The sequence below is a fragment of the Leptolyngbya iicbica LK genome, assembly GCF_004212215.1.
Taxonomy (GTDB): Bacteria; Cyanobacteriota; Cyanobacteriia; order Phormidesmidales; family Phormidesmidaceae; genus Halomicronema; species Halomicronema iicbica.
On the sequence record NZ_QVFV01000006.1, the window covers coordinates 196,410 to 220,288 of the forward strand.

Here is a 23,879-nt window from a genome sequence, read left to right on the forward strand (position 1 = left end):
TATTCCTACTTATCGTGAAGTCCAGGCGTCTCAGGGATTTCCAAGATTGCCACAGCATTTTTCGACGCACTTCCTCAAAGATTGAGAGGTATGACCGTAATTACCAGCTACGCTGATCAGCCTCTCCAAAGAAAAGGTGTGGTCAAATTTCGCGTATAAAAAAGAACTTTAGCCATGGGTATCTTTTCGCGGTTTGTGCCAATATAAGTCAGCTTATTGCAAGACCGTGAGTAGTCCCTAGTGCTGCACTCAAAGGTTGTCGTACTTAACTTTCCAAAACAGGCTGGCGACAAGATTAGTCGTGGTGTGCGCCAGAATGGGTACGAGTAAGTTACCTGACCACAACGCACTCATCGCCAGTACTAGACCAATCACCGTGGCCCAAACGACGTAAGGCCACTGTTGTAGACCGCTAAGATGTAACACGCCAAAGCACAGACTAGAAAAAATGACTCCATAAACGTTGAGCCCGATCGCGGGTAGCATGACCCCCCGAAACAGTAATTCTTCACTGAGGCCTGGCAAGAGTCCCATCCAGATCAAATCACTCCAGGTGAGTGGCTCTAACACCAACTTGAGATACATATTTGCGCTATCACGATAGCCCGGCCACACTTCGTAGGCGATCGCACTGGCGCCAGTAATGCCCAAGCCGATACTGAGTCCTAAGAGCAACACTTCAGCATCAAATGCCACCGACAGCATCACCACTGAATCAAATAGCAGCCAAAAGCGGGCGACCATCAGCAGGACGAGGGCTGTGACCCCCATGGCCACCAAGACCTGCACACGGCTTAAGGGCTCCATTTGTGGTTCGTTGGAATTCAAGTTGGTCACGGTTTACTTTGCTACTTCTGTGAGTTGCCACCCCAACCTTACAAAATTTCCTGAAGAATTCAGAGCACGGGTTGGATTTTCTGGGAATTGTGACCGGACAAGCGCCACTTTCAGGTAAGTCCTAATGGGCTCTTGGGGGAGCCGGCAAGAGTCCCGGTGCCCATGTCAAAATACTTTTAGTAGAGCGTATTTGAGGATAAGCCGATCAATGGTGCAACGTATCGAGCCCCAGCCAGGCCAAGAGTCGGTTTGGGATTATCCCCGTCCGCCTCGGGTGGAAGGCTCTGAGAAACGCATTCGAGTGGTATTCAACGGACGAACCATTGCTGACTCCCAGCGCACGGTGCGCATTTTAGAAACCAGTCATCCCCCGGTTTACTACATTCCTTTGGATGATGTAAGACAAGAGTTCTTGGTGCCCGTCCAGCGAGCTACCTTTTGCGAATGGAAGGGGGTGGCTCAGTATTTTGATTTGGTCGTGGGCGATCGCCGCGTCAGTCATGCCGTATGGCGTTATCCACAGCCGACAGAACGATTTGCCGCGATTAGCGACTGTGTAGCCGTCTATCCCAGTCAGATGGAGGCTTGCTACGTCGACGATGAGCTCGTGCAAGCTCAGGCGGGCGACTTTTACGGTGGCTGGATTACGAGCGACATTGTCGGCCCGTTCAAAGGCGGTGCCGGCACCTGGGGCTGGTGATCGTCCTGGCATAGTGCAGATTCAGGACTTTTCCAAAAACCGCACAACAAAAGGAGCCGCTGTCAATCACTAACGGCTCCTAAAGGTTAGTAGCAATAAGCTACTGCTGATGCTAATTACACAGCAGCGGCTTTCTTGACTTTGGCATCCAGTTCGCCAGCAGCATACTTAGCGGCGAAGACTTCGACGCCAACTTGCTGGATCTTGCTTGCGTTGCCTGCGGTACCAAACGCTTCGTAGCGATCGCGGCAGACCTGCTTCATGTACTTGATGGCAGGCTTCATGAAGTGGCGAGGATCGAAGTTGGAAGGATCCTTAGCAGCCGCTTCACGAATCGCAGCGGTAATTGCCAAACGGTTGTCAGTGTCAATGTTGACCTTGCGCACACCGCTCTTGATGCCTTTCTGGATTTCTTCAACGGGCACACCGTAGGTCTCAGGAATTTGACCACCGTACTCGTTGATCATGTCCAACCACTCTTGAGGCACAGAAGAGGAACCGTGCATCACCAAGTGGGTGTTGGGCAAGCGCTTGTGAATCTCTTCGATGCGGCTGATCGCCAAGATTTCACCAGTGGGCTTACGGGTGAACTTGTAAGCACCGTGGCTAGTACCGATGGCAACGGCTAGCGCATCTACTTGAGTTGCTTCCACAAACTGCACCGCTTCGTCAGGGTCAGTCAGCAGTTGGTCGTGGCTGAGAGTACCTTCAAAACCATGTCCGTCTTCTGCTTCACCCTGGCCCGTTTCGAGGGAACCCAGGCAGCCGAGCTCACCTTCAACACTGGCACCGATAGCATGAGCCACTTTCACAACTTCAGCAGTCACGCTGACGTTGTAGTCGAAGCTAGCAGGGGTCTTAGCATCTGATTCCAAGGAACCATCCATCATGACGCTAGTAAAGCCATTACGGATAGCGGAGTAGCAAGTGGCGGGGCTGTTGCCGTGGTCTTGGTGCATGACCACAGGAATGTGGGGATACGTTTCAACGGCCGCCTGCACCAAGTGACGCAGGAAGTTTTCACCGGCATACTTCCGTGCACCACGGGAAGCTTGCAAAATCACGGGACTATCGGTTTCGTCAGCAGCCTCCATGATGGCCAGGATTTGCTCCAGGTTGTTGACGTTGTAAGCCGGGATACCGTAGCCGTTTTCGGCTGCGTGATCCAGCATTAACCGCATAGGGACGAGCGCCATAAAAATCCTCCTAGTCTTTTTCTTGCCTACGGCAATCGTAAATCAGAACCAATAGGTGTCCTTACCTATCAATACTAAGGCAGAACCTTCGCCTTTATGACGTTTTGTGATGAGAAGCTTACGTCTATATAAAACACTAGGGCAGTTCCCATCGACCTCTAACCGCCTTTGTGAGCGGTATTGCGAGTTGCTTATGCGGCCTCCGAGAAGTTCAACAAACTGAGTTACGGAAGATTGGTCAGATCCCCGAAATTCTGGCTCTGGAGCGAAGCGCATTAAGATTTTTTAGGAAATCAATAGAAAATGATTCATGAGCAACCAAGCTCAGGCCTTGACTGCTACTGATTGAAGTAAAAAATGGGTCGCCTGGGATTCGAACCCAGGACCAATCGGTTAAAAGCCGAGTGCTCTACCGCTGAGCTAGCGACCCGTGGAGATACGTGACTTTCTCAAGCACGGTTATTTACGATATCACACTATTCGAAAGTTCCACGATCGCGCTGGCAGAAAAAATCTGGTTTTGTAACCCGTTCCCGCCAGTCGCCACTACGCGGGCACTACGACCTTCTCGGCCCCTTCGAGATGAAAGGCGTCGTGAACGGCTTTCAGGGCTTCTACGCCGTCGGCTTCGGCGACCAGGCAGCTGATTTTGATCTCGGAGGTGGCGATCATGTGAATGTTGATTTGTCGCTGGGCGAGAGCGGCAAACATGCGGGCGGCGACACCCGGGGTATTGATCATTCCCAGCCCCACGACGCTGATTTTAGCGATCGCATCATTCACCACCACCGGTCCACAGCCGAGTTCCGTGGCGGCACTCTCGACCACGGCACGGGCCTGCGTCGCCTCAGCCTGCGCCACCGTAAAGGCAATGTCACGGGTGGTGTGGCCATTCACCAAACGACAGCGTTGAGACTGAATGATCATATCTACACTGACGCCCGCCTCGGCCAATAAATCGAAAATGCGCGCCGCCATGCCGGGCTGATCGGGCACCTGGCGAATGGCGACCTGCGCTTGATGCATGTCGAGGGCCGCGCCGCGCACTTCGGGCGCGGCTTCTAGCACGGGTTGCTCAGGGGGAGCCGTGAGCGGCGAGCAGGTGACTTGAAACGCTTTGCAGAGGGCATCGATCGCGCGATCGCATTCGTCGCGATTCACCGTGCAACTCACTTTGACCTCCGAAGTGGAAATCATCTGAATATTGACGCCCGCAGCGGCCAAGGTGGAGAACATTTTGGCGGCAACGCCGGGACGACCAATCATGCCCGCGCCCACAATGCTCACCTTGGCCACCTGCTGATCGACCAGAATTTCAGCTTCGGTAGAGTCGGCCGGATTGCCCCGTAGGACGGGAGCGATCGCTTCAGCTACTGCTTCGGCCTTAGCCAGATTCTTGCGCATCACGGTGAAGGCAATGTCGTTGGTGTTGCCGTCGTGGATGGACTGAATAATCAAATCGACGTTCAGACTTTGCGCCGCGATTTCACCAAAGAGTTGGGCGGCGACGCCGGGGCGATCGGGAATGCGCAACAGCGCAACTTTCGCCTGGTCAAGATCAAATTCCACCGCATCGACGGGATGCGCCAGTTCCAAATCTTCCAAAGACTTCGGCTGGCGGGCTGGCGCGATGACATGGGTGCCGGGTTCGTCCGTCCAACTCGATCGCACCACCAGGGGCACGCCGTAGTTGCGGGCGATTTCCACGGCGCGGGGATGTAGGACTTTTGCACCCAAGCTGGCGAGTTCCAGCATTTCGTCACAGGTGATGCTGGGCATGAGCTGCGCCGCTGGCACCAAGCGGGGGTCAGTGGTCAAAATGCCGGGTACGTCGGTATAAATTTCGCATTTATCGGCACCGAGGGCGGCTGCCAGCGCTACTGCGGAGGTATCGGAGCCACCACGTCCGAGCGTTGTGATTTCAAAATCGGTGTTGTGACTGATGCCCTGAAAGCCCGCGACGACCACCACTTTGCCATCGGCCAGATGACGCTGTAAGCGCTCGGTGCGAATGTTGAGAATGCGAGCGCGACTGTGGTCGGCCTCGGTCACAATGCCCACCTGTGCCCCGGTTAAGGAGATGGCTGCTTGGCCCAAGCTGTGCAGCGCCATGCTGAGGAGGGCGATGGATACCTGCTCCCCCGTGGACAGCAGCATGTCCATTTCGCGCCGACTGGGACTATCGGAAATCTCATTGGCGAGCTTCACCAGGCCGTCGGTGGTTTTGCCCATCGCCGACACGACCACTGCCACTTGATGTCCCGCACGGACGGTCTGGCTGACTCGTTGAGCCACGGCCTGAATCCGTTCGACCGAGCCGACTGAGGTTCCCCCAAATTTTTGAACGATGAGCGCCATAGGATAGCTGTTGTAATCGCGACTGCTGGGATAGGTGAATGCTAGATAGAGCTGCATTCACAGCATTGACGCTACCTTCCTTCAATATCTGCCGAAGATGAGCATCAATGCTTACCAAGCGTACCGCATGGCGTTTGCGATCGCGTTCCCCGCCACGAGTCTGTTAGCGATCCTTAAAAAAGCCCGCGATCGCGGACTCCCTTCACCTCAAGGCTGAGCTTGGAATGCTTTGCAGAAGACCGATTTCACCTCGTTTTCAGCCATTGCAATCGCGCTCAGGCAATCCGAACAGTCGAAATATCATCGGGCGGCCCAGATGGCGCTAAGACGGACGGCCAGGATGGCCATCCAACCAGAAAAGAATCAGGCTGGGAATCGACGGCTCCAGAGCGAATCAGAGCAGACCTCAGCGCCCAAACACCCTGCTAAGACGGGACGGCCAGGATGGCCATCCAACCAGAAAAGAAGCAGGCTGGGAACGACGGCTCCAGAGCGAATCAGAGCAGACCTCAGCACCCAAACACCCCGCCACCCAACTACTCATCTACTCTGCGCACCCAGGCTGTCCTTTTGCTATCTGCGATTACTGAGCGACAGCAGGCCAGTTGGCATCAGCTTTGGCGATGTTGCCGGGGATGTCGCGCTCCCAACGGGATTGAATATTGGCGTCGTAATTGAGATACAGTTTGTCGTCCACAATGGTCCATGCGGTGGGATCAATCGCAGCGGTGTAGCCCTGGCTCACGGCCCAAGCGCAAAAGCCACCGTATTGCGGCGCATATTGGGCGGGATTGCTAGCAAACGTATCGCGATTTTCGGCACTCGCAAACTGCCAGGTGGCCCCACTCCATTCATAAGTGAATTCCGTGCTGCCGGGCACATACGCGCCTTCGGTGAAATAAGCGACGGGATCGGCCCCGGCGATCGCGACGGCATCTTGCACATACACTGCCGCAAGGGTGGTTGACTCTGGGGATGCGGCGGCCACCGTTTCTACCGTCTCTGCTGATTCTGTGGGGGTTGCTTCTGCCGCTTCAGCGTCACTGGGAGCGGCATCGGTGGGCGCGGCCCCCTCCGTGGTTGCGGCCTCTTCTACCGGAGCAGAACTAGTCGTTGGGGCACCGCAGCTAGCAATCGTCAAACCCGCTAACAGCAAGGGCAGCACAAAAATCGGGTGCATGATTTTCTCCTAAATAAATAGCGGACAACAGGCTTCTCTATTGCCAACGTAGGGGAAGAATCTGAATGTGACCTGAGAATGTCGCGAAAGGAATTTAAGGATTGGTCGGTTCGCGGCGATCGCTCGCGTGGAGGGGAGCAATTTCCCCTGCTAAGATCACAAAGCGATTATTTCCGGTATTTGTATGCAGCCTCGCCGTTTTGCCCGTGAATTAGCCCTGCTGGGGAGCAGCCAACTGAACAGTACGAAACCCAGCGACATCGCTAATCAAGATCTCGATGCGCTGGTGACCTCCGCCGTGCGATCGCTAGCTGGCGAGGTGCAAGATGCCCTAGAGGTGGCAGCAGGAGAAGTGCAGCAGGGGCAAGATCAGCTCTTGGCGAGTGAAACGCGGGCCAGCAGCTTAGAGGAGGCCCGTGCTTTGGTCCAAAAGGCGTTAGAAAAGACCCAAGCCGCCATTAATCGCGTGGGGAGTGCGTTGCAAATTCCCGAAATGATTCAGCTGTCGAATCGCAAGGAAATTCGCAGTTATGCGATCGAGCTGATGTTGGTGACGGGCAAAAATCGCGATGAAGTGGACGCTGAACTGAACGAGGCCATGGTGTCTTGGAATGTGAAGCGCTTACCGAAGATTGATCGTGACATTCTGCGGATCGCGGTCGTTGAAATGAAATATCTCGGGGTGCCCGATCGCGTGGTGATTAATGAAGCGGTTGAAATTGCCAAGCGCTACAGCGATGAAGATGGCTATCGCTTTATTAATGGTGTGCTGCGTCGCTGGGTCAACCGCTTTTTGAAACCGGGGGAAGCGATCGCCGAAGCCGATTCGACCATCGAAGCGCCGCCGTCACCCGTCAAGGCTGACTCCGATGCCCCGCTGGTATAGATTAAAAGCCGACCTCGAGTTTTCTGTCGAACCGTAAATTATCGCCGCTTAATTAGTGTTTCATGGCCAACTTCAACTGGTTTAGCCGTTCGTTCGATAAATCCGCTGCAGAAGAGGCGGACAAGCCCCAGGCGGAAGAAACGACGACCGAAAAATCATCAACCGAGTCTGGGGACGATGCTTCAGCCCAGACGACGAGTTCTGATGATTATTTGGCCTGGGCCAAAGCGGCTTACCAAAATATTCAAAAGCAGCAAACGCCCACAGCTGACGCGGCACCAACCGCCGCTGAAACCGCTGAAGCCGCCACTGAAGAGGAAGCGGCGGCTGAAGACAGCATCGCTGAGTCGGAATCAGCTGAGTCCGCCACGGTCGAAGCCCCAGACACCCCCGAACCGCCTACCGCAGTCGTCGCAGAAGGGGACGAGGTGGCTCCAGAAACCGAGCCTACAGAAATTGAACCGCCCGAACCGGCGGAGTCATCGAGCGAGGAATCGGCGACGGCGATCGCTGACGCCCCCTCTACAGAAGCAGCCGCAGACGCTCCAGCGGAGGCCAGCGGCGATCGCCCCGCCCCAGAAGAGTCCCCAATCGAATCGTCGCCTGCTGCGCCCACCGGGCCCGCCTGGATGCAGTCGGCAGCCGAGCGGCAAGCCCGCCTAGAGCGTTTGCAAGAAACCGCGATCGCGGAGCCAGAGCCGGAGCCCGAACCCGCTACGACCACGCCCACCGCAACAGAACCCGTGCTGCCCGATATCAATTTTGATGAGGCGTTTCTCTGGTCGGCGGAAGTGTTGGCCGGGCAGGGGCGCAGTGCCGCCGACATTTCCATTGAGGAAATCACCTGGCTGAACAAGCTGCGCCAGGGTCTCGATAAGACCCGTCGGGGCCTGGTGAACCAGCTCAAGGCGATCGTCGGTCAAGGCCCGCTGAACGAGGACGCCGTCTTTGAAATTGAGGCGCTGTTGCTGCAAGCGGATGTGGGCGTAGAAGCGACGGACACTATCATCGAATCGCTGCAGGCCAAGCTGCGAGAAGAGGCGCTGCCGCCAGAACAGGCGATCGCTTACCTCAAAAAAATTCTGCGCGATATGCTCGACGCACCCCTGGGCGACTCCCACAATCTGGAATTTGTGCCCGATAAAGACAGCTTTAATATCTGGCTGATGACGGGGGTCAACGGTGCGGGCAAAACCACCACCATCGGCAAACTGGCCCACATTGCGAAAAAGTCCGGCTATTCCTGCATCATTGGTGCGGCGGACACCTTCCGAGCGGCAGCAGTAGAGCAGGTGAAAGCCTGGGGTGCCCGCAGCGAGGTGGAAGTGATTGCGAACCCCGGCAAAAATACCGATCCAGCGGCGGTCGTCTTCGACGCCATTACGGCAGCGCAATCTCGTAATTGTGAGTTGCTGCTGGTGGACACAGCAGGACGCTTGCAGAACAAGAAAAACCTGATGGACGAGCTGTCGAAAATTCGGCGCATTATCGACAAAAAAGCAGCGGACGCGAAGGTTGAGTCGCTGCTGGTGTTGGACGCGACGTTGGGCCAAAACGGCTTGCAGCAGGCCAAAGTCTTTGCCGAAGTCGCCAATCTGAGCGGGGTAGTGTTGACTAAGCTAGACGGCACCGCGCGGGGTGGTGTTGCGTTAGCAGTCGTTCAGCAGTTGGGACTCCCCATCCGCTTTATCGGCGCGGGCGAAGGTATCGAAGATTTGCGTCCCTTCTCTAGCTACGAGTTTGTCGAAGCCTTGCTGAGCGGTTGAGCGGTTGTCACGGATTTCAAAGCCCCGACTTCTCTAAAGAAGCCGGGGCTTTAACGGTAAGAACTTTTCTGTAATTGAGCTTTCGTGGGTGAAGTAACGGAAAACCTGACTAAGCCAAGATGCAAAAGAGAAGACCATTCAACTGGGTTGAAGAACAACTGCTATCCATTCCAACATGGCGGTTAATCACAGAAGTCGTCATTATTCTGGCTAGCCTGGCCATCCTTCTCGAAACGGACAAAGAAGCAAATCCGGCAAAAGTCATTTTCGATAGTGCTGAGTCAATTGCCATCGCTTCAGCAGCTGTTCTGTACTTCAAAGAGATTCCTGAACGCAAAAAACAAAAACATTACGAAGCTTGGCAAGTGATTGATAACGCCAATGGAATTGAAACTAGCTATGCCCGTAGAAAAGCACTAGAAGACTTACACGAAGACAATATTTCATTTTATGAGGTAGACCTGCCTAAGGCTGACTTAAATGGAATCCACCTCAGTGGTGCTGATTTCTGCTATGCCGACCTGAGCGGAGCCCATCTCAATAAGGCTACTCTCGTTAATACTCTATTCAGCAATGCCAATCTAAACAGCGCTGATCTTCGCGGTGCCAACCTACACAGTGCCGACCTCAGCTATGCCGACCTCAGCTATGCCAAGCTTCTTTATGCCAGACTCAGCAATACTAACTTCAGAAGTTCTGAGAGGATGTTTGATAAATCGCTCAGTCAGTAAAAAAGCTCACTCGCCATAAGCTGAAGATACGAACCATCAGCCCTTGAGTGAGCATGAGTAAAGTCTATCCGAGTGACCTCACCGCCGAACAGTTTGCCTTTTTGTCCACCCGCTTTTTCCTGGACACCTCAGACGGGGCCCCCCGAGGTCGACCACGCACCACCAGTCTGTGGGCGATTTTGAATGCGATCTTCTATGTGCTCTGCGAAGGGTGTACCTGGCGGGGCTTACCCGGCGACTTTCCCCCCTGGCAAACGGTTTACACCTATTTTCGGCGGTGGAAAAAGGATGGCACCCTGCTGGCCATCCACGACGAACTCTATGTTCTCAGCCGCCTGGTGGAAGGTCGTTCAAACAGTCCTTCAGAGTTAATTGTTGATAGCCAAAGTGTCAAAACTGCCACGATGATTGCGGATGAGGTGGGCTATGACGGCGCGAAAAGGGTCAAAGGTCGCAAGCGGCACCTGACCATCGACACCTTGGGTCTGGTTTTGCGGGTCTTGGTGACCGCTGCCGATGTTCCCGAGCGTGAAGGGGGTAAGCGGGTATTGCAGAAAGTGAAACAGATGGGGGCGACAGTGCGTCGGGTGCATACCGTCTGGGTGGATGGCGGCTACGATGGAGCCCCGTTTTACCAATGGGCGATTGACACCTTGCGCTGGGTGATTTGGGTCGTCCTCAGGCCAGAAGCGGCCCAGGGATTTGTCTTGCTAAAAAAACGGTGGAAGGTGGAGCGCACCTTTGGGTGGTTTAACCGCTATCGCCGCTTGAGCAAAGATTATGAGGTCTTACCCGAAACCAGTGAGGCATTCATCTACCTCGCTATGATTCGGATTATGGTGCGACGCTTAGCCTAATTTGATACCTCGGATGAATTCTCAAACATCCTCTGACCTCTCCAATGCCAACCTGCATAGCGCCGATCTGAGTAATGCCGACCTCGTCGGCACCATTCTCAGCAATGCAAGACTATTCCATGCTGACCTCACTAATTGTGACCTCAGCAGTTCCGACCTCGTCGGCACCAAGTTCACTAAGGCCAATCTTAGTGATGCGAACTTCCGTGGTGCCAACCTTAACGGTGCCGACCTCCATAGTGCAATTCTCCGAAATGCTAACTTCAGCTATGCCAATCTCAGTTATGCCAACCTCACTAATATTAAATGGGACGAATTAACCCAATGGCCGAACGCTGAAGAGGTTGCCAAAGCGGAAAACATTCCCGCAGCGCTGAAGCAACAACTTGGACTCAAATAACCTCAGGAAAGGCGGCATAGTTCTCGATTCAGAATGCTTTAAAGACAGGGGCTACTCAATCAAGATGAGTAGCCCCTTGCTTATAGTTTCCCTTGTAGTGAAACTACATCAATTAAAGCAGTGGTGACGATTAGCCCAATGCTTTCTCAATGGTGGCTTTGAGGTCAGCATCATCGGGGGCAGTTTGGGGTTCAAACCGAGCCACGACTTCGCCGTCGCGACCGACAACAAACTTGCCAAAGTTCCAGGCGATGTCTTCACCGTCGCCCACGAGGAACTGATACAGCGGGCTGCGATCCGGGCCGTTCACATCTTGCTTTTCTAGCAGGGTGAAATCGACATCGTACTTAGTCTTGGTGAAATCTTTGATTTCGTCAGGGCTGCCGGGCTCTTGCTTACCAAACTGGTTGCAGGGCACGCCCACCACCACGAGACCGCGATCGCCATATGCCTTGTCCAGCTCAACCAGACCGTTGTATTGAGGGGTCAGGCCACACTTACTGGCAACGTTCACAAACAGCACCACTTTGCCATCTAGGGCGTCGGCAGGCAGAGGGGCTCCATCCAGCGTCGTGAGATTAGGGAGTGACATGATGATTGTCCAACTTTACAACTGGTTACATTATTAGGCATTACTGCCCCACTGCCATCCCCCCATTGGCGATCGCGCCACGGATGAAGCCGTCCCGTACAATCCAAAAGCGACCGTTTCAGGATGAGTTATGCCGGTTGATAGTTGGTTTCCCCTCGCGATTTACTACGAAGACTTACCGGATGCGACCACTCAGAATCCGGCCCTGCTCGCCGCCATTTTGGAGTTGGAAGCGTCCGTACAAGAGCGGCGCAACTTTCCTGAAATGGCCTGGACGGGGGACTTGCACGGCATTCATCAAGTGCATCTAGACGATCGCTTTAGCTGGCTCGTGCGACAGGTCGAAGCTCATGTGGTGAAGTATCTCCAAATCTTAGGCATTGATCTCAGCAAAGTGGATCTGTATATCCAGCGGGCTTGGCCTGTGGTGTCGCGTCATCAGCAAGAAGTTGGCGTGCACTGTCACAATACGGCACACATCAGCGCGGTGTATTACGTGTCGGTGCCCCTATCCGGCAGCGACGAGTCCGGCTGTTTGGCGTTTATCGACGATGCGCGGCAAAACGAACTGAGTCCGGGCCTGGGTAGCGAAAACACCGACGTGGTGGCCGAGTGGACGCCCTTCAACCAAGATCAGGCGCTGTATCCCCCGGTGGAAGGGCGACTGATGATTTTTCCCTCGCGGCAGCGCCACGGCGTCACGTTCAATCACACGGACGACGTGCGGGTCTCAGTTTCCTTTGACATTGTGCTGACGGCGGCGGCGGGCAGTGCCGCCGGGGTGTACGAATTTTTGACGCCGCCGCCTGCGCTCTGGCGACGGTTCACATCCATCGGCGGGACGGAGACACCGTAAGGTTGATGCGGGAGGTGGGGCGGGCGATCGCCGCGATTCACCTGAACTCGGTGAGGATATGGCCGCACGTCGTTATGGGATGTTAACGAAAGCTGTGGAATGTATGAAGTTGCGGCCCTGCCAGATGCCTGTCCTCCACAATGGGGGGCGTCAACGAGATGGCTGTCGCTCACGGTTAACCTGCGGGGAAATCGCTGTGGGGGCGATGGTTCACCGATTGTCTGGATCAATTTATTCAATGAGAGCAATGGTCAACTTTTTGCGCAATGCCTTTAATGTGGTGGTTTCGATTTTCTTAGTCACGTTTATTGCCATTAATTTGGTTCAACTTGGCAAGTTTTTGCTATCGTCTCAGGGATTGATTTAGCCGACCCCCAGATGATTCCAGCAGTGGCGCGATCGCTCTAACGGCTGTGGGTTGGCGAGATGCCGTGAGCTTGTGATAGTGAAATGCTTGAGACCTACACTTTGGGGCCTGAGACCACTGAGTTGCCCGACTGTCCTGCCATTGCTGACTATCTCAACGCGGCCCTCGCGCTCACGCCACCTTTACAAGTGCAGGGACAACCGCCACTGCTACATATTTATCTGCATCCCACCCATGTCGGCGTCATTGGGAGTCTGCTACCCCAGTTAGAAACGGCGTTGCGATCGCTCTCAGCCAACCAATATTGGGATGTTTATCTATTTGCCGAAGAGCCGGTGGACGAAGTCGAGCCGGATGGCCCAACGGCCCGACTGATTCATCACGCGCTCCTGGAGCCGATGCGTCCGTCAACCACGCGATCGCTGGAATTGCCCACCTTCTCTTCGGCGACCGCCACCGTCGCCCCTGAGCCGACAGCGGCCTCGTCTACCCCTGCGCCAGACGCACCGGCCCCCCAGTCACCGCCACCGCTGGCAACATCCCCACCCCAGGCCACGAGGCCCGAGGCGGCCCCGGCTGACCCGCCCCCCGCTCCCACCTGGCAACAGCAAGCCATCCACCATCGTCGCCGCAAACAGCAGCGGCAAGCGCTTTTAGGCATTCTCGTGATGACTGGAGTGAGCTTTGTCTTAGGCTCGCTCACCGCTGCGGGGCTGAGCTGGGTGTTTGCACAACGCGACCCGTCGGCGTCGATCTCAGACCGCTCACCAGCATTAGAACCCGCGATCGCCCCCACCGAATCGGCAACTCCACCCCCAGAGACCGATAGCACCGAGGAGGAGATCGCCCCGCCCAACGCAGCCCTGCCCATTGCTCCCAATTCTTTAATTACCCCGATCGCGCCCCCCAGTGAGTTGGGTACCGCTGCTCAAGCCCTGACCGCCCCTGTGACCGTTCCCGCTGCGGTGCAGATCAAAGCCGTGGGCGACGTGATTCCTGGCACCGACTTTCCCAACTATCGCTTGCCCAACGACCCCAACTATCTGTTCAACAGCGTCAAGATGTTTATGGGCGAGGTCGACATTGTCTTTGGCAACTTTGAAAGTACTTTGACCGCCCACCCCTACGCAGCGAAAGACATTAGACAGGGCATGACCTTTGCCTTTCGCACTCCCCCCAACTGGACGGACGTGCTGAAGTCCGCTGGCTTCGATGTATTGAGCGTGGCGAACAACCATTCTTTTGATTTTGGCGATGCGGGGTTTGAAGACACGATCGCCAACATTCAACAGTCGGGCATGCAGGCGGTGGGGCGCAAAGGCGACATTGTGAAAGTAGACGCCAACGGCTACACCGTCGCGTTTATCGGCTATAGCTACTGGCCCGACCACAACAATATGAATGATCTGGCGACAGCGACGGCGCTCGTGCAACAGGCGCAGTCCGAGGCAGATATGGTGGTGATTTCGGTCCATGCCGGGGCAGAGGGCACCGATGCGATGCGGGTGCGCAACCAAACTGAGTATTTTTTCTCAGAAAATCGCGGCAACATGGTGCAATTTTCTCGCGCCATGATTGATGCCGGAGCCGACCTAATTTTGGGCCATGGTCCCCATGTACCTCGTGCCCTTGAGCTGTATCAAGGCAAACTGATTGCTTACTCGCTGGGCAACTTTTTGGGCTATCGCACCCTGTCGACCACCGGCCCGCTGGGGTTGTCCATGATTTTGCAGGTGGACCTGGACGAAACGGGCAACTTTCTCAAGGGACGGGTGATTCCGGTCGCGTTGGATAACAATGGCGTGCCTTACATCGACAATGCCTTTGCCAGCGTGACCTTGGTGCGACAACTGACCCGTCAAGATTTTCCCGAGACGCCTCTCACAATTGACGAGATGGGATACATTTTGAAAACTGATCAGCCCTAACCCAGGGCTGGATACCGATCAACCAAGAGTACGCACACGGCGATGTCGTTGATGAGTCTGCGGGGTGAGGATACCAACGGGAGTAACGCAACATGCGATCGCGCTTAATTACCGGCAGTGTTTTATTGGTGTTGTTGCTAGCGGTCGTGAGTAACTGTCGGCAAAAATCTGCACCGACTACGCCAGAAGCAGCCAACCCAGGCGATGCTTCGGCGGCAATTAATCAAGGAACGGCCAATGCCTCGACTGCGTCGTCATCACCGAATGAGACCGGGATTCCCCACTCTACCCAACGGGCCGGCACGGTGCGGCGGCCCAATGCGACCAAGAATACTCGTCCAGACCCCATCGTCGTGAGCCTGACAGCGACTGATCCGGCGGCTCAGATTAATGTGCGATCGCAGCCCTCCCAAACCAGCGACGCCATTGGCTACGGCACTGTCGGCGAATCCGTCACTCTCGGCCATACCGAAACCGATGCCGATGGCTATACCTGGTATCAGGTCACCTTTCAGCAGGATGATTTGGTGGGCTGGGTGCGCGAAGACTTGCTGGTATTGCCGCCCACAACGCCGATGGCTGAGTCTCAAGAGACGTCCGCCCCGACCGCCGATCGCCCGGCACCCAGCGACACATTGAAGACATCCCTCGACGAGACCTGTGGCAGTCAGCAAGCGATCGAGGCGTATTATCAGACTCCCAGCAACAGCATCTACATTTGCAAAGTGCGGAATCAGCGCACCTATCTCTCACAAGAAACGGGCACCGAACAAGTGATCACCACCCAAGACGTCGAAGCCCTGGGGGGTGGCTATATCATTACCAACGGCAACTTTGAATATCGGCTGGATTCGGGCAACTTTGTGGTCGTGCGGTTTGATGACTCGGGGCAACAAGAAGAAGTGCTGCGCGAAAGCATTGTCTATACCGAGCGGTATTAAGCGCTCCCAAACGGGAACCACAGCCCCGAGGCCATCGGTTCGGTATGACGAAACCCCCGGTTTCTGGGTCGGTTGACCGATCGATTTAGCCCTCTGTAACCGGCCTGACTCGTTTACGGATTGCTAAGTTTGAATCTTGGCAGCAATCAACTATTGAGAGTCTTGCGTCGGAAAGAGCCAGGCCAGAATGCCCACACTCGACAGCAGCACCAGGAAAATCAGCAAGGCTCCAGCAGGAATTGACAACATCGCGATCGCCCCTCGGAAACGCTCTTTGATTTCAATTTAAAGAGTCGGTATGGCTAAGCTGTGACTGGGTTGTGTCAATTTGATTTTGGATTTTTGGTGGGGAGTAGGGAGTAGGGAGTAGGGAGTGGGGAGTAGGGAGTAGAGGTCAGGCTTTGGGGAGGGAGAAGCGGAAGGTACTGCCCTGGCCGATCGCGCTCTCGACTGCGATTTGACCGCCCTGGAGTTCGACGAGACGCTTCGAGATGGCGAGGCCGATGCCCGTGCCGACGGCATATTGATGCTGGGTGAGGGGCGATCGCCAAAAGCGTTCAAAGACATGGGGCAGTTCATTGGGGGCAATGCCGGGTCCGGTATCTTTTACCGCAATCCAGATTTGGTTCCCAGCCTCCCAAGCGGAGAGGGTGATGTGGCCCTGAGGTGTGTGTTTGATGGCATTGCCCAACAAGTTGACGAGGATCTGTTCGAGGCGATCGCGATCGGCTAACACCCGCGCAATTTCCTCATCACATTGCCAGCCCAAGGCGGGACCATCTTCAGCAATCTGGCTTTCAAAGCGCAGCAGCAATTTGTCAAAAAGAGGGGGCAGGGCGAGCGCCTGAACGTGTAACGGCATCTGCCCAGCTTCCGCCTTGGACAGTTCTTGTAAATCGTTGACCAGGCGCTCCAGTCGCCGCGTTTCGCGCACGAGCAAGAGAGTGATATCGGGCGATAACGCGGTGGAATCCGTCATCGATTGCTCTAAATAGCCGCGCACGATGGTGAGGGGTGTCCTCAGTTCGTGGGTGAGGTCACCAATCAGTTCGCGCCGCCGCTCTTCCACATCTTGCAAACTCAGCGCCAAACGGTTGAAGCTCCGGCTCAGTTGAGCCAATTCGGGAATATTGCTGCGGGGCACCTGCTCAGACCAGTTCCCCGAGGCAAATTGGCGAGTGATGCGATCCATCTCGGTGAGGGGCTGGGTGATGCGTTGGGCCACCCAGTAGCTCAGGGCGGCTGCCGTCAGTCCGCCAATGACTAACGCCCAGGCGGTGCTCCCGCTCCAGGCCACTTTGAAGCCCATGAGCAAATCTTCTCGAATTTCGTGCATGGTGTGGCCGATGCTGGCCATTTCCTCCAGATGCCTGGCAAACAAATGGAGAGAGGTGGCTCGACTAATCAGAATAAAACTGATGAGCCCCACCAACATCACGACCAGGTGGGAGAGAAAGAGTCGTCCTTGCAGCCCGATTCGCATTAGCCTTCGTCCTCGAATTTGTAGCCCGTGCCCACCACCGTTTTGATGAACTGGGGATTGCTGGAATCCGGCTCGATTTTCTTGCGCAGGCGGGCAACGTGGGTATCGACGACTCGTTCTTCGCCAAAAAAATCATTGCCCCACAGTTTTTCCACCAGGTGGGTACGGCTCCAGGCCCGACCCGGATGGCTGAGGAAGGTGGCAAGCAAGTCAAACTCAATGGTAGTCAGGTCGAGGTCTTCGGTGTGATCCGCCAGGGTGCGGGTGGCGACGTGGCGATCCAGATCCACAGTGAAATGGGGGGTGCGATAGACCTGACTCTGCGCCTCTTGCCGCAAACTGCGTCGCAACAGCGCTCGCACCCGCGCCACCAGTTCCATGGGGCTAAAGGGTTTCACTAAATAATCATCGGCTCCGGTGGAAAGGCCGATCACACGGTCAAATTCTTCGCCTTTCGCCGTCAGCATCAGGATGTAGGGATCGTGTGCCCCCGCTACTTTGCGAATGCGGGTGCAGACTTCTAAACCGTCAATGCCTGGCAGCATCCAGTCAAGAATAATCAGACTGGGATGGTGGGCTTGAAATTGCCTGACAGCATCCAACCCATCGCTGCTGTGTACGCAAGTGAAGCCTTCTTTTTCCAGAAGTTGCCGGACAAAGCGGGCGATTTCGGCTTCGTCTTCCACAATTAGAATGGTTTGCTGCATCGTGATCACCGAAAGAAAAATTGTCTTGTGCGGCGTTGGCCAGACGCGGAATGGGTCAGGGCGCACGGCCATGCGCCCCTACGATAGGGCCATGTTTTCCAGTGCGGGGCATTGATGAAGGGTGACATTGTGGGTTTAGTCCTGGGGCGATCGCAAATGAATGTGACGTTTCGTGAGTCGCCGATAGCCCACTTCGATCGCCACGGCCAGGCCCACCATCACGACCACGACCCACAAGTTTTGGGGTTGGGTGCGGGCGGTTTGCTGGAGCAGCACCGTGACAGCGGCGATGCAGGCAATGGTGCCCAGCAGCGAGATCCAACGGTTGCTGTGGGTTTGTCGATACAAACGAAAGTTGGCGTAGTTGACGGCGGCAAAGATGAGCAAGAAGCCCGAACTGCCCATGGTCGAAATGCTGGAAACGTTGAAAAGGTTGGCGACCAGGAGCGTCAGGCCGCTGGTAATGAGCAGCCCCTCGATCGGTTTATTCCAGATCTTTTTTTCTAAAACATCGGGCAGCTCGCCTGACTGGGCAATGATGAAGCTCAGGCGGGCAGTGCCGTACAGGGTGGCGTTGAGGGCGGAGGCAGTGGAAAGGAGGGCCGCGATCGCCACCAGCTTAAAGCCCAACTGTCCCATGAAGGGTTCGGCGGCTGCCGCCAGGGCATATTCCTTCGCTTCCACAATTTTGTCGGTGGTCAAGGTACCGACGGTGGTGCCCGCAATCAGCACGTAGAGCACCAGCACAAACAACACCGCCGCATAGAAGGCCCGAGGCAGGGTGCGATCGGGCTGATGCACGTCCTCGGCAGTATTGGCCATGAGTTCGAATCCTTCAAAGGCCAGAAAAATAATCATGCCGCCGGAAACCATGGCCAACGGTGAAGCCCAGGTGTCAGGCTGGAGCTGGGCCGGATCAACGCCGCGAATGCCGAGGGCGATAAAGAGCCCCAAAATCAGTAGCTTGAAGGCCACAATCCAGCTTTCGGCGCGACCAATAATTTCCGCACTCAGCAAATTGAGGCCCGTGATCCCCACGATCGCCCCGCTAATCAACAAATGCTTGGCCCAAAACTGCATTGACTCCGGAAAGAAGACGGCCCCGTAGCTGCCGAAGGCCGATGCATAGAGCGACAGCATGACAATGTAGCTGAGCCACAGCAGCAGATTCAGACTGCCAGTAAAAACACCCGTGCCAAAGGCTTTGTTCAAAAAGGTGACGGTGCCGCCGCGACTGACAAAGGTGGTGGAAAGCTGGGCGTAGGCGTAGGTGGTGATGAGGGCGATCAGGCCCGCGATCGCAAACGCGACGGGGGCTCCCCCCTGCGCCAACTGCACCGACAACCCCAACACCGCAAAGATGCCACCCCCCACCATGCCGCCAATGCCGACGGCAACCACCGACCAAAATCCCATCTTGTCTTGCGCCATCGTGAACGACCGGCCCCGCTGTTTGACTCCATCGGGAGTAACCCCCAACTCCGGTATATCAAAGCTGCGGCCATCCCGGAATGGCGTCAGGATGCCCTATATTTTTCAATACTGCTGCTGAAAGCTATATGGAGCAGTGCTTTGGGCAAGACGTAGCGGGGTTGATGTAACACGCCTGACACAACCTTGTCACAGGCTTGACATGCGCTTCCTTTAATTTTTGCGAAATGTGACGACGTCCTCATCTGTCCGCAAGGCGGGAAACTTTCCCAATTTTTGTGCACCGAAAACCGTCACCAGAGCTACCAGCCGCTCTCCGAATCTTGCTCGTAGGAATTCAGAACCTGTTGCGTCGAAATTGCTGGTTGCTTAAAACGTCTCACTCGGCTGACGCTGACGCCCTTGACCGATCATCGCCGATCAATTCAGTTTCCTCAGCCGCCCCACTGCTCAAACAGTGCAATGATGCGATGGATTGCTTACACAATCCGCTGCTGACCGCCCAGATTGAAATATTGGTGCTCCTGCTGGTCGCCCGTCTGGGAACCGTCACCTTCAAACGCCTCAACTTTTCCTATTGACATCGGCCAGCGTGAAAAAGTGTTTACAGCTTTGACACGCCACCGTCATAGGCTAGCGCTAGAGTCTGGAAGACTTTTTTGACGAGGCTTTTCAGCGACGCTTATGAAACGAGACAAGCTCGGACTCGATCGCATCGTCTTCTTTAGCGACGCAGTGTTTGCCATTTCCATTACGCTACTCGCCCTCGATTTGCAGCCACCTCTAGGCCCCCAACCCAACCGCACGGCTTCGGTCTTTGTCGAGCTACTGCCGGAGTATCAGAGCTATGTCATCAGCTTTATCGTGATTGGGCTGTATTGGATTAGCCACCACCACTACTTTCGCTTCATTCGCCGCTATGACTATACGCTGGTCGCCATCAACATTGGCTTATTAATGTGCATCGCGTCCCTACCGTTTGCGACATCTTTGCTAGACACTTATGGCAATCATCGCGGGGTGGTGACGTTCTATGCGTCGTGCATGGTCGTGACCGGCTTAATGAAAACCCTGCTCTGGCAATATGCCGCCCACAATTTTCGTCTGATCCATCGGCGCTTATCGCGTCAGCGCATTCGACGGTTAACCCGGAAAGCCATGATTCCGCCAGCGGTCTTTGCAGGGTCGATCGCGATCGCCACCGTCAATTCCGACCTCGCCAAAATGAGTTGGGGCGCGATCGCGCTGGTCTTGTTATGAGTGCCGATACCGCTGGCGCTGATGCTGCCTTTATTGATGATTTGTAGCGATTTACGCATCCCTCCCAGGCAAGTGTTATCTCTGTCTGTATAAGGAATGCTCCTGAGGCGGCTTAGCGATGCCTGATTCTCTCGTTAGCTTGATTCCTACCGATGCCTTCAAACTATTTTTAGTCATCTTCCTGTCATTTTTGATTGGGCTAGAGCGAGAAGAACAAAAAGTCGCAGTGGGTCACTATGCCTTTGGCGGCGTTCGCACCTATCCTCTGTTGGGCCTCGTCGGCTATGCCCTGGCCTCAATATCCACCGGCGCAATGATTCCCCTAGCGCTGGGGTTTGTCGTCGTCGGGGGCTTTTTACTGCTGGCTTACTGGCACAAACTGCAAACCGCTCAGGGCAGTGGCTTTACCTCAGAAGCCGCCGGGTTAATGACATATCTGGTGGGGGCATTGATTTATCGCGATCGCTATTGGGTGGCAACTGCGATCGCCATCACCAGCGTCATCTTGCTAGAGCTAAAAACCACCCTCGAAGGACTCACCCAAAAATTTTCCCCACATGACATTCTCACCTTCACCCAGTTTCTCTTTTTGAGTTTGGTGATTTTGCCGATTTTGCCCAATCAAGCCTTCGGCCCATTTCAGATCAATCCGTTCAAAACTTGGCTGGTAGTGGTGGCCGTGAGTGCAATTTCCTACGGCAGCTTTTTGTTACAGCGTTATCGGCAGGGGCGCGGTGGCGTCATGCTGTCAGCCCTGCTGGGGGGAGCGTATTCTTCCACCGTGACGACGGTCGCTCTGGCGAAGCGATCGCTGGCTGACCCCCGTCCTCGGGTGTATGCGGGCAGTATGATGATCGGTTCGGGAGTCATGTACTTGCGGCTGGCGCTACTGGTCAGTTTGTTCAATCCCGGATTGCGGCAAACGCTCCTGCTGCCGTTTGCCCTGCTGGGAATTTTAGGCATGGCGATCGGCGGCGTCTGGGCCAGCAGTGGCAAGGTGACTGAAGAGGTGCCCCCCCAACCGCACCTGTATCCCGCCCAAAACCCATTAGAACTGAAAGCCGCCTTCCTATTTGCCGGATTGTTTGTCTCGATGGTGATTTTGACCCATTACGTAGTGCTGTATTTGGGCAATCGCGGCGTTTTCACCCTGGCAACCATCATGGGGGTGACCGATGTCGATCCCTTTATCTTGGGCATGACTCAATCAGCCGGACAAGGCACGGAACTCGCAGTGGCGAGTGGCGCGATCGCGATCGCCGCCGCTAGCAACAACCTCGTCAAGGACCTTTACGCGCTGCTCTTTAGCCAGTCGCCAGGGCATCTCAAATTCGACCGACAGCTACCCGGCACGCAAGCCTTGGGACTGTTAACGTTGTTGGCGATCGCCGGCCTCACGCCATTACTTTGGTTGCTTTAAACCCTTACACGACACGACTAAAAGTGCTGGCATCAACGGTCTAGATAAAATCGGATGCTCAACAAATTGGTCGCCGCACGACTTGCAGAGAAAGCGTTATTTACCCATGTGGATATGGCCATTCTTGAACGTACACAGATACCCGTTGGCCTTTTCTGTGATCAGCGACTTTTAATCGAGTAGGCTTTCTTCGCTGGCTTTAAGCCTAACCCGCCCTTCGTCGGCAAGGTTGGGGTACGGGCAGTAACATGCCAAACGCGGCTGCCACAAAAATGGTTATACAGCGACACCATACCGATTAAGACTTTGAGCCAAAAGTAAACGGGTGACAGAATGCAGTACAGCACCCCGTGGCGGCGAGAGTAGGAACACGATGCGGGACGCAGTTGCATGGCGAGAGCGACCTGAAACATGACGCTGACCGTCAGCAGCCCCATCATGATCAGGTTCAGGTTTTCAAAGGTGAGGTCACGGTCAGACATACTGAGATGAATACTCAGCATCAGGGGAACCACTTGCCACACTAGCGGATAAAATCCCTGGCTAAACAACAGCATCATCAGCCAGTAGGTTTTCTGTACCGGATCCAGGTAGGGCGATCGCGCTACCCGTCCCGTATAGATCCAGGCGACTTCCAGCCAGCCTTGGCTCCAGCGCTGCCGTTGCAGCCACAACCCCCGCAAATGAGTGGGGGCTAACTCAGTCGTAATAATCGCCGGATCGTGAACAAGACGATAGCCTTTTAGCAAACCGCGCACCGTGACATCAATGTCTTCGGTTAATTTCTTGGGCGAAAAACCCAATTCTCGTAACGCTGCCGTCCGCCAATAGCCGTTAGAGCCGCCAAACAGAGCCGTGTCTGCCAGTAATGAGCGTCCGTAGTGGCTGACCCCGTAGGCGCATTCAAACTCGACGGCAACCAGTTGCGTCAGCCAGTTGTCTCTGGCGTTACGAATAATATTCCGTCCCTGCACCCCGTCGTACTGGCCCTGGCCTAGCCATTTCCAGGCCAGAGTTAAGCAGTTAGCCGCAGGGTGGTGGTCAGCATCAAAAATGCAGGTCATTTCTCCCCGCACTTGTTGCAAAGCAGCGTTCAAATTCTCGGCCTTTGAGCGGCTATGGGCAACGGGTAATAAAACCAAGTCAGGATACTGATGGGCTAACTGCCGCAGACGGGCCTCAACCGGGAGCGGATGCGGGGTGTTGTAAGCCAAAATCACTTCCCACCCGGCTTCTGGACTAACGACCTGAGTCAACCAGTGATGCAGGGTTTCTTCGATGATGTCTTGCTCATTCGGCAAGTAAGCCGCGATGACGACCGATACAAAGGGCAAGGAGGCGATCGCGTCCGGTTGATGATCTTTGATTCGACGAGCAGATCCAGGCTTAGACCGCGTGACCTGACTCAGCAGTTGTTGAATGAATCCTCGCGATTGGCCAGTGCCCGATCGGCGATGGCGGTACAACACCCCAGCAGTCTCTCCATTGACGACCCCTAACCCGATCACGGCAACTACCAGCAACGATAGCTGTAGCAACACCAGGGTTTGCCCTCGGTTCAAAGAAAAGACGTAAACGCCCATCGGGGCCAACAGCAACCAAAAACTCAACCAACACAACCGTCTGGCGCTGACCAGAACAGGCTCAGCAAACAGTGCCAAGCTTGGCTTCATAGGCGTTGACTCACTTTTTAGGGCATCAAGGATTTGGCCCAGCTATATTTGATCTCTAATCTTATCTTTTTGATGTTCTTTCTTAAGATACTTGACATTAATCCAGCTGAATGGAGGCGATCGCTGGTTAGTCAAGCGTCTGATGGCGCTTCACCGTCCCCATTTGGGTAACTCGCTCCTCGCCACCGAGTTAGCACTGGTTGATTACCACACAGCACCTCACATGAATTCGGTCGCCCAGGGACTTCCAGAACCCATCATCAGGAGCCCATGAGCAGCGGCCTTTAGAACCGCTGGGGTGCCATGAAGC

The 23,879-nt window shown here is 55.1% G+C and carries 20 protein-coding genes and 1 tRNA gene; 11 read left to right on the plus strand and 10 right to left on the minus strand.

From position 1 onward, the window contains the following. Positions 1–249: 249 nt before the first annotated feature. Complete coding sequence (locus DYY88_RS19550; RefSeq protein WP_242517644.1) at positions 250–837, minus strand: CPBP family intramembrane glutamic endopeptidase; 588 nt, start codon at positions 835–837, stop codon at positions 250–252. A gap of 208 nt (positions 838–1,045) precedes the next feature. Here DYY88_RS19550 and DYY88_RS19555 point away from each other — a divergent pair, with 208 nt between their 5' ends. Continuing rightward, complete coding sequence (locus DYY88_RS19555) at positions 1,046–1,537, plus strand: DUF427 domain-containing protein (RefSeq protein WP_039725521.1); 492 nt, start codon at positions 1,046–1,048, stop codon at positions 1,535–1,537. Between the two features lie 116 nt (positions 1,538–1,653). Here DYY88_RS19555 and fba read toward each other — a convergent pair whose 3' ends face one another. From fba to DYY88_RS19575, 4 genes are all read right to left on the minus strand, one after another. After that, on the minus strand, positions 1,654–2,733 hold the full coding sequence (gene fba / locus DYY88_RS19560) for a class II fructose-bisphosphate aldolase (RefSeq protein WP_039725522.1): 1,080 nt from the start codon (positions 2,731–2,733) through the stop codon (positions 1,654–1,656). 358 nt (positions 2,734–3,091) lie between these two features. After that, positions 3,092–3,163 (minus strand) — tRNA-Lys (locus DYY88_RS19565). A 116-nt stretch (positions 3,164–3,279) separates the two neighbouring features. Next, the gene (locus DYY88_RS19570) at positions 3,280–5,148 is read right to left on the minus strand and encodes an aspartate kinase (RefSeq protein WP_367889310.1); all 1,869 of its coding nucleotides are present in this window, start codon (positions 5,146–5,148) and stop codon (positions 3,280–3,282) included. Between the two features lie 526 nt (positions 5,149–5,674). Further along, the gene (locus tag DYY88_RS19575; protein WP_039725523.1) at positions 5,675–6,271 is read right to left on the minus strand and encodes a YHS domain-containing (seleno)protein; all 597 of its coding nucleotides are present in this window, start codon (positions 6,269–6,271) and stop codon (positions 5,675–5,677) included. Between the two features lie 184 nt (positions 6,272–6,455). Between DYY88_RS19575 and nusB the strand changes: the two genes are divergently transcribed. The 5 genes from nusB to DYY88_RS19600 all read left to right on the plus strand — a co-directional run bounded on the left by nusB (position 6,456) and on the right by DYY88_RS19600 (position 10,911). After that, positions 6,456–7,157 carry a transcription antitermination factor NusB gene (gene nusB, locus DYY88_RS19580; protein ID WP_044150998.1) on the plus strand — a complete coding sequence of 234 codons (702 nt, stop codon included), beginning with the start codon at positions 6,456–6,458 and terminating at the stop codon, positions 7,155–7,157. A 62-nt stretch (positions 7,158–7,219) separates the two neighbouring features. After that, complete coding sequence (gene ftsY / locus DYY88_RS19585) at positions 7,220–8,923, plus strand: signal recognition particle-docking protein FtsY (RefSeq protein WP_039725524.1); 1,704 nt, start codon at positions 7,220–7,222, stop codon at positions 8,921–8,923. A 119-nt stretch (positions 8,924–9,042) separates the two neighbouring features. Continuing rightward, the gene (locus DYY88_RS19590) at positions 9,043–9,654 is read left to right on the plus strand and encodes a pentapeptide repeat-containing protein (protein WP_052288240.1); all 612 of its coding nucleotides are present in this window, start codon (positions 9,043–9,045) and stop codon (positions 9,652–9,654) included. Between the two features lie 53 nt (positions 9,655–9,707). After that, the gene (locus DYY88_RS19595) at positions 9,708–10,511 is read left to right on the plus strand and encodes an IS5 family transposase (RefSeq protein ID WP_039726060.1); all 804 of its coding nucleotides are present in this window, start codon (positions 9,708–9,710) and stop codon (positions 10,509–10,511) included. Between the two features lie 13 nt (positions 10,512–10,524). Continuing rightward, on the plus strand, positions 10,525–10,911 hold the full coding sequence (locus DYY88_RS19600; protein ID WP_039725526.1) for a pentapeptide repeat-containing protein: 387 nt from the start codon (positions 10,525–10,527) through the stop codon (positions 10,909–10,911). A 130-nt stretch (positions 10,912–11,041) separates the two neighbouring features. On the opposite strand, the gene DYY88_RS19605 is transcribed toward DYY88_RS19600, so the two are convergent. Beyond that, entirely contained in the window at positions 11,042–11,503 is a 462-nt protein-coding gene (locus DYY88_RS19605) for a glutathione peroxidase (protein WP_039725527.1), read from the minus strand. Positions 11,504–11,633: 130 nt separating this feature from the next. Here DYY88_RS19605 and DYY88_RS19610 point away from each other — a divergent pair, with 130 nt between their 5' ends. The 3 genes from DYY88_RS19610 to DYY88_RS19620 all read left to right on the plus strand — a co-directional run bounded on the left by DYY88_RS19610 (position 11,634) and on the right by DYY88_RS19620 (position 15,595). After that, positions 11,634–12,359, plus strand: coding sequence for a TIGR02466 family protein (locus tag DYY88_RS19610; RefSeq protein WP_039725528.1), 726 nt, complete (start codon positions 11,634–11,636; stop codon positions 12,357–12,359). 450 nt (positions 12,360–12,809) lie between these two features. Further along, positions 12,810–14,654, plus strand: coding sequence for a CapA family protein (locus DYY88_RS19615; protein WP_052288241.1), 1,845 nt, complete (start codon positions 12,810–12,812; stop codon positions 14,652–14,654). A gap of 92 nt (positions 14,655–14,746) precedes the next feature. Further along, the gene (locus DYY88_RS19620; RefSeq protein ID WP_052288242.1) at positions 14,747–15,595 is read left to right on the plus strand and encodes an SH3 domain-containing protein; all 849 of its coding nucleotides are present in this window, start codon (positions 14,747–14,749) and stop codon (positions 15,593–15,595) included. A gap of 394 nt (positions 15,596–15,989) precedes the next feature. Here DYY88_RS19620 and DYY88_RS19625 read toward each other — a convergent pair whose 3' ends face one another. From DYY88_RS19625 to DYY88_RS19635, 3 genes are all read right to left on the minus strand, one after another. Then, a complete protein-coding gene (locus tag DYY88_RS19625; protein WP_039725529.1) occupies positions 15,990–17,078 on the minus strand; it encodes a sensor histidine kinase in 1,089 nt (362 codons plus the stop codon). After that, positions 17,078–17,785, minus strand: coding sequence for a response regulator transcription factor (locus DYY88_RS19630; protein WP_039729355.1), 708 nt, complete (start codon positions 17,783–17,785; stop codon positions 17,078–17,080). Before DYY88_RS19630 ends, DYY88_RS19625 begins: the two co-directional genes overlap by 1 nt. A gap of 135 nt (positions 17,786–17,920) precedes the next feature. Continuing rightward, the gene (locus DYY88_RS19635; RefSeq protein ID WP_039725530.1) at positions 17,921–19,216 is read right to left on the minus strand and encodes an APC family permease; all 1,296 of its coding nucleotides are present in this window, start codon (positions 19,214–19,216) and stop codon (positions 17,921–17,923) included. A gap of 684 nt (positions 19,217–19,900) precedes the next feature. On the opposite strand from DYY88_RS19635, the gene DYY88_RS19640 reads away from it, so the two are divergent. Together DYY88_RS19640 and DYY88_RS19645 are read left to right on the plus strand one after the other, a co-directional pair. Beyond that, complete coding sequence (locus DYY88_RS19640; protein WP_039725531.1) at positions 19,901–20,476, plus strand: TMEM175 family protein; 576 nt, start codon at positions 19,901–19,903, stop codon at positions 20,474–20,476. Between the two features lie 118 nt (positions 20,477–20,594). Beyond that, positions 20,595–21,896 carry an MgtC/SapB family protein gene (locus DYY88_RS19645; protein ID WP_039725532.1) on the plus strand — a complete coding sequence of 434 codons (1,302 nt, stop codon included), beginning with the start codon at positions 20,595–20,597 and terminating at the stop codon, positions 21,894–21,896. 161 nt (positions 21,897–22,057) lie between these two features. Here the strand turns inward: DYY88_RS19645 and DYY88_RS19650 are convergent, their stop codons facing one another. After that, positions 22,058–23,569, minus strand: coding sequence for a glycosyltransferase family 2 protein (locus tag DYY88_RS19650; RefSeq protein ID WP_044151001.1), 1,512 nt, complete (start codon positions 23,567–23,569; stop codon positions 22,058–22,060). Positions 23,570–23,879 lie beyond the last annotated feature (310 nt).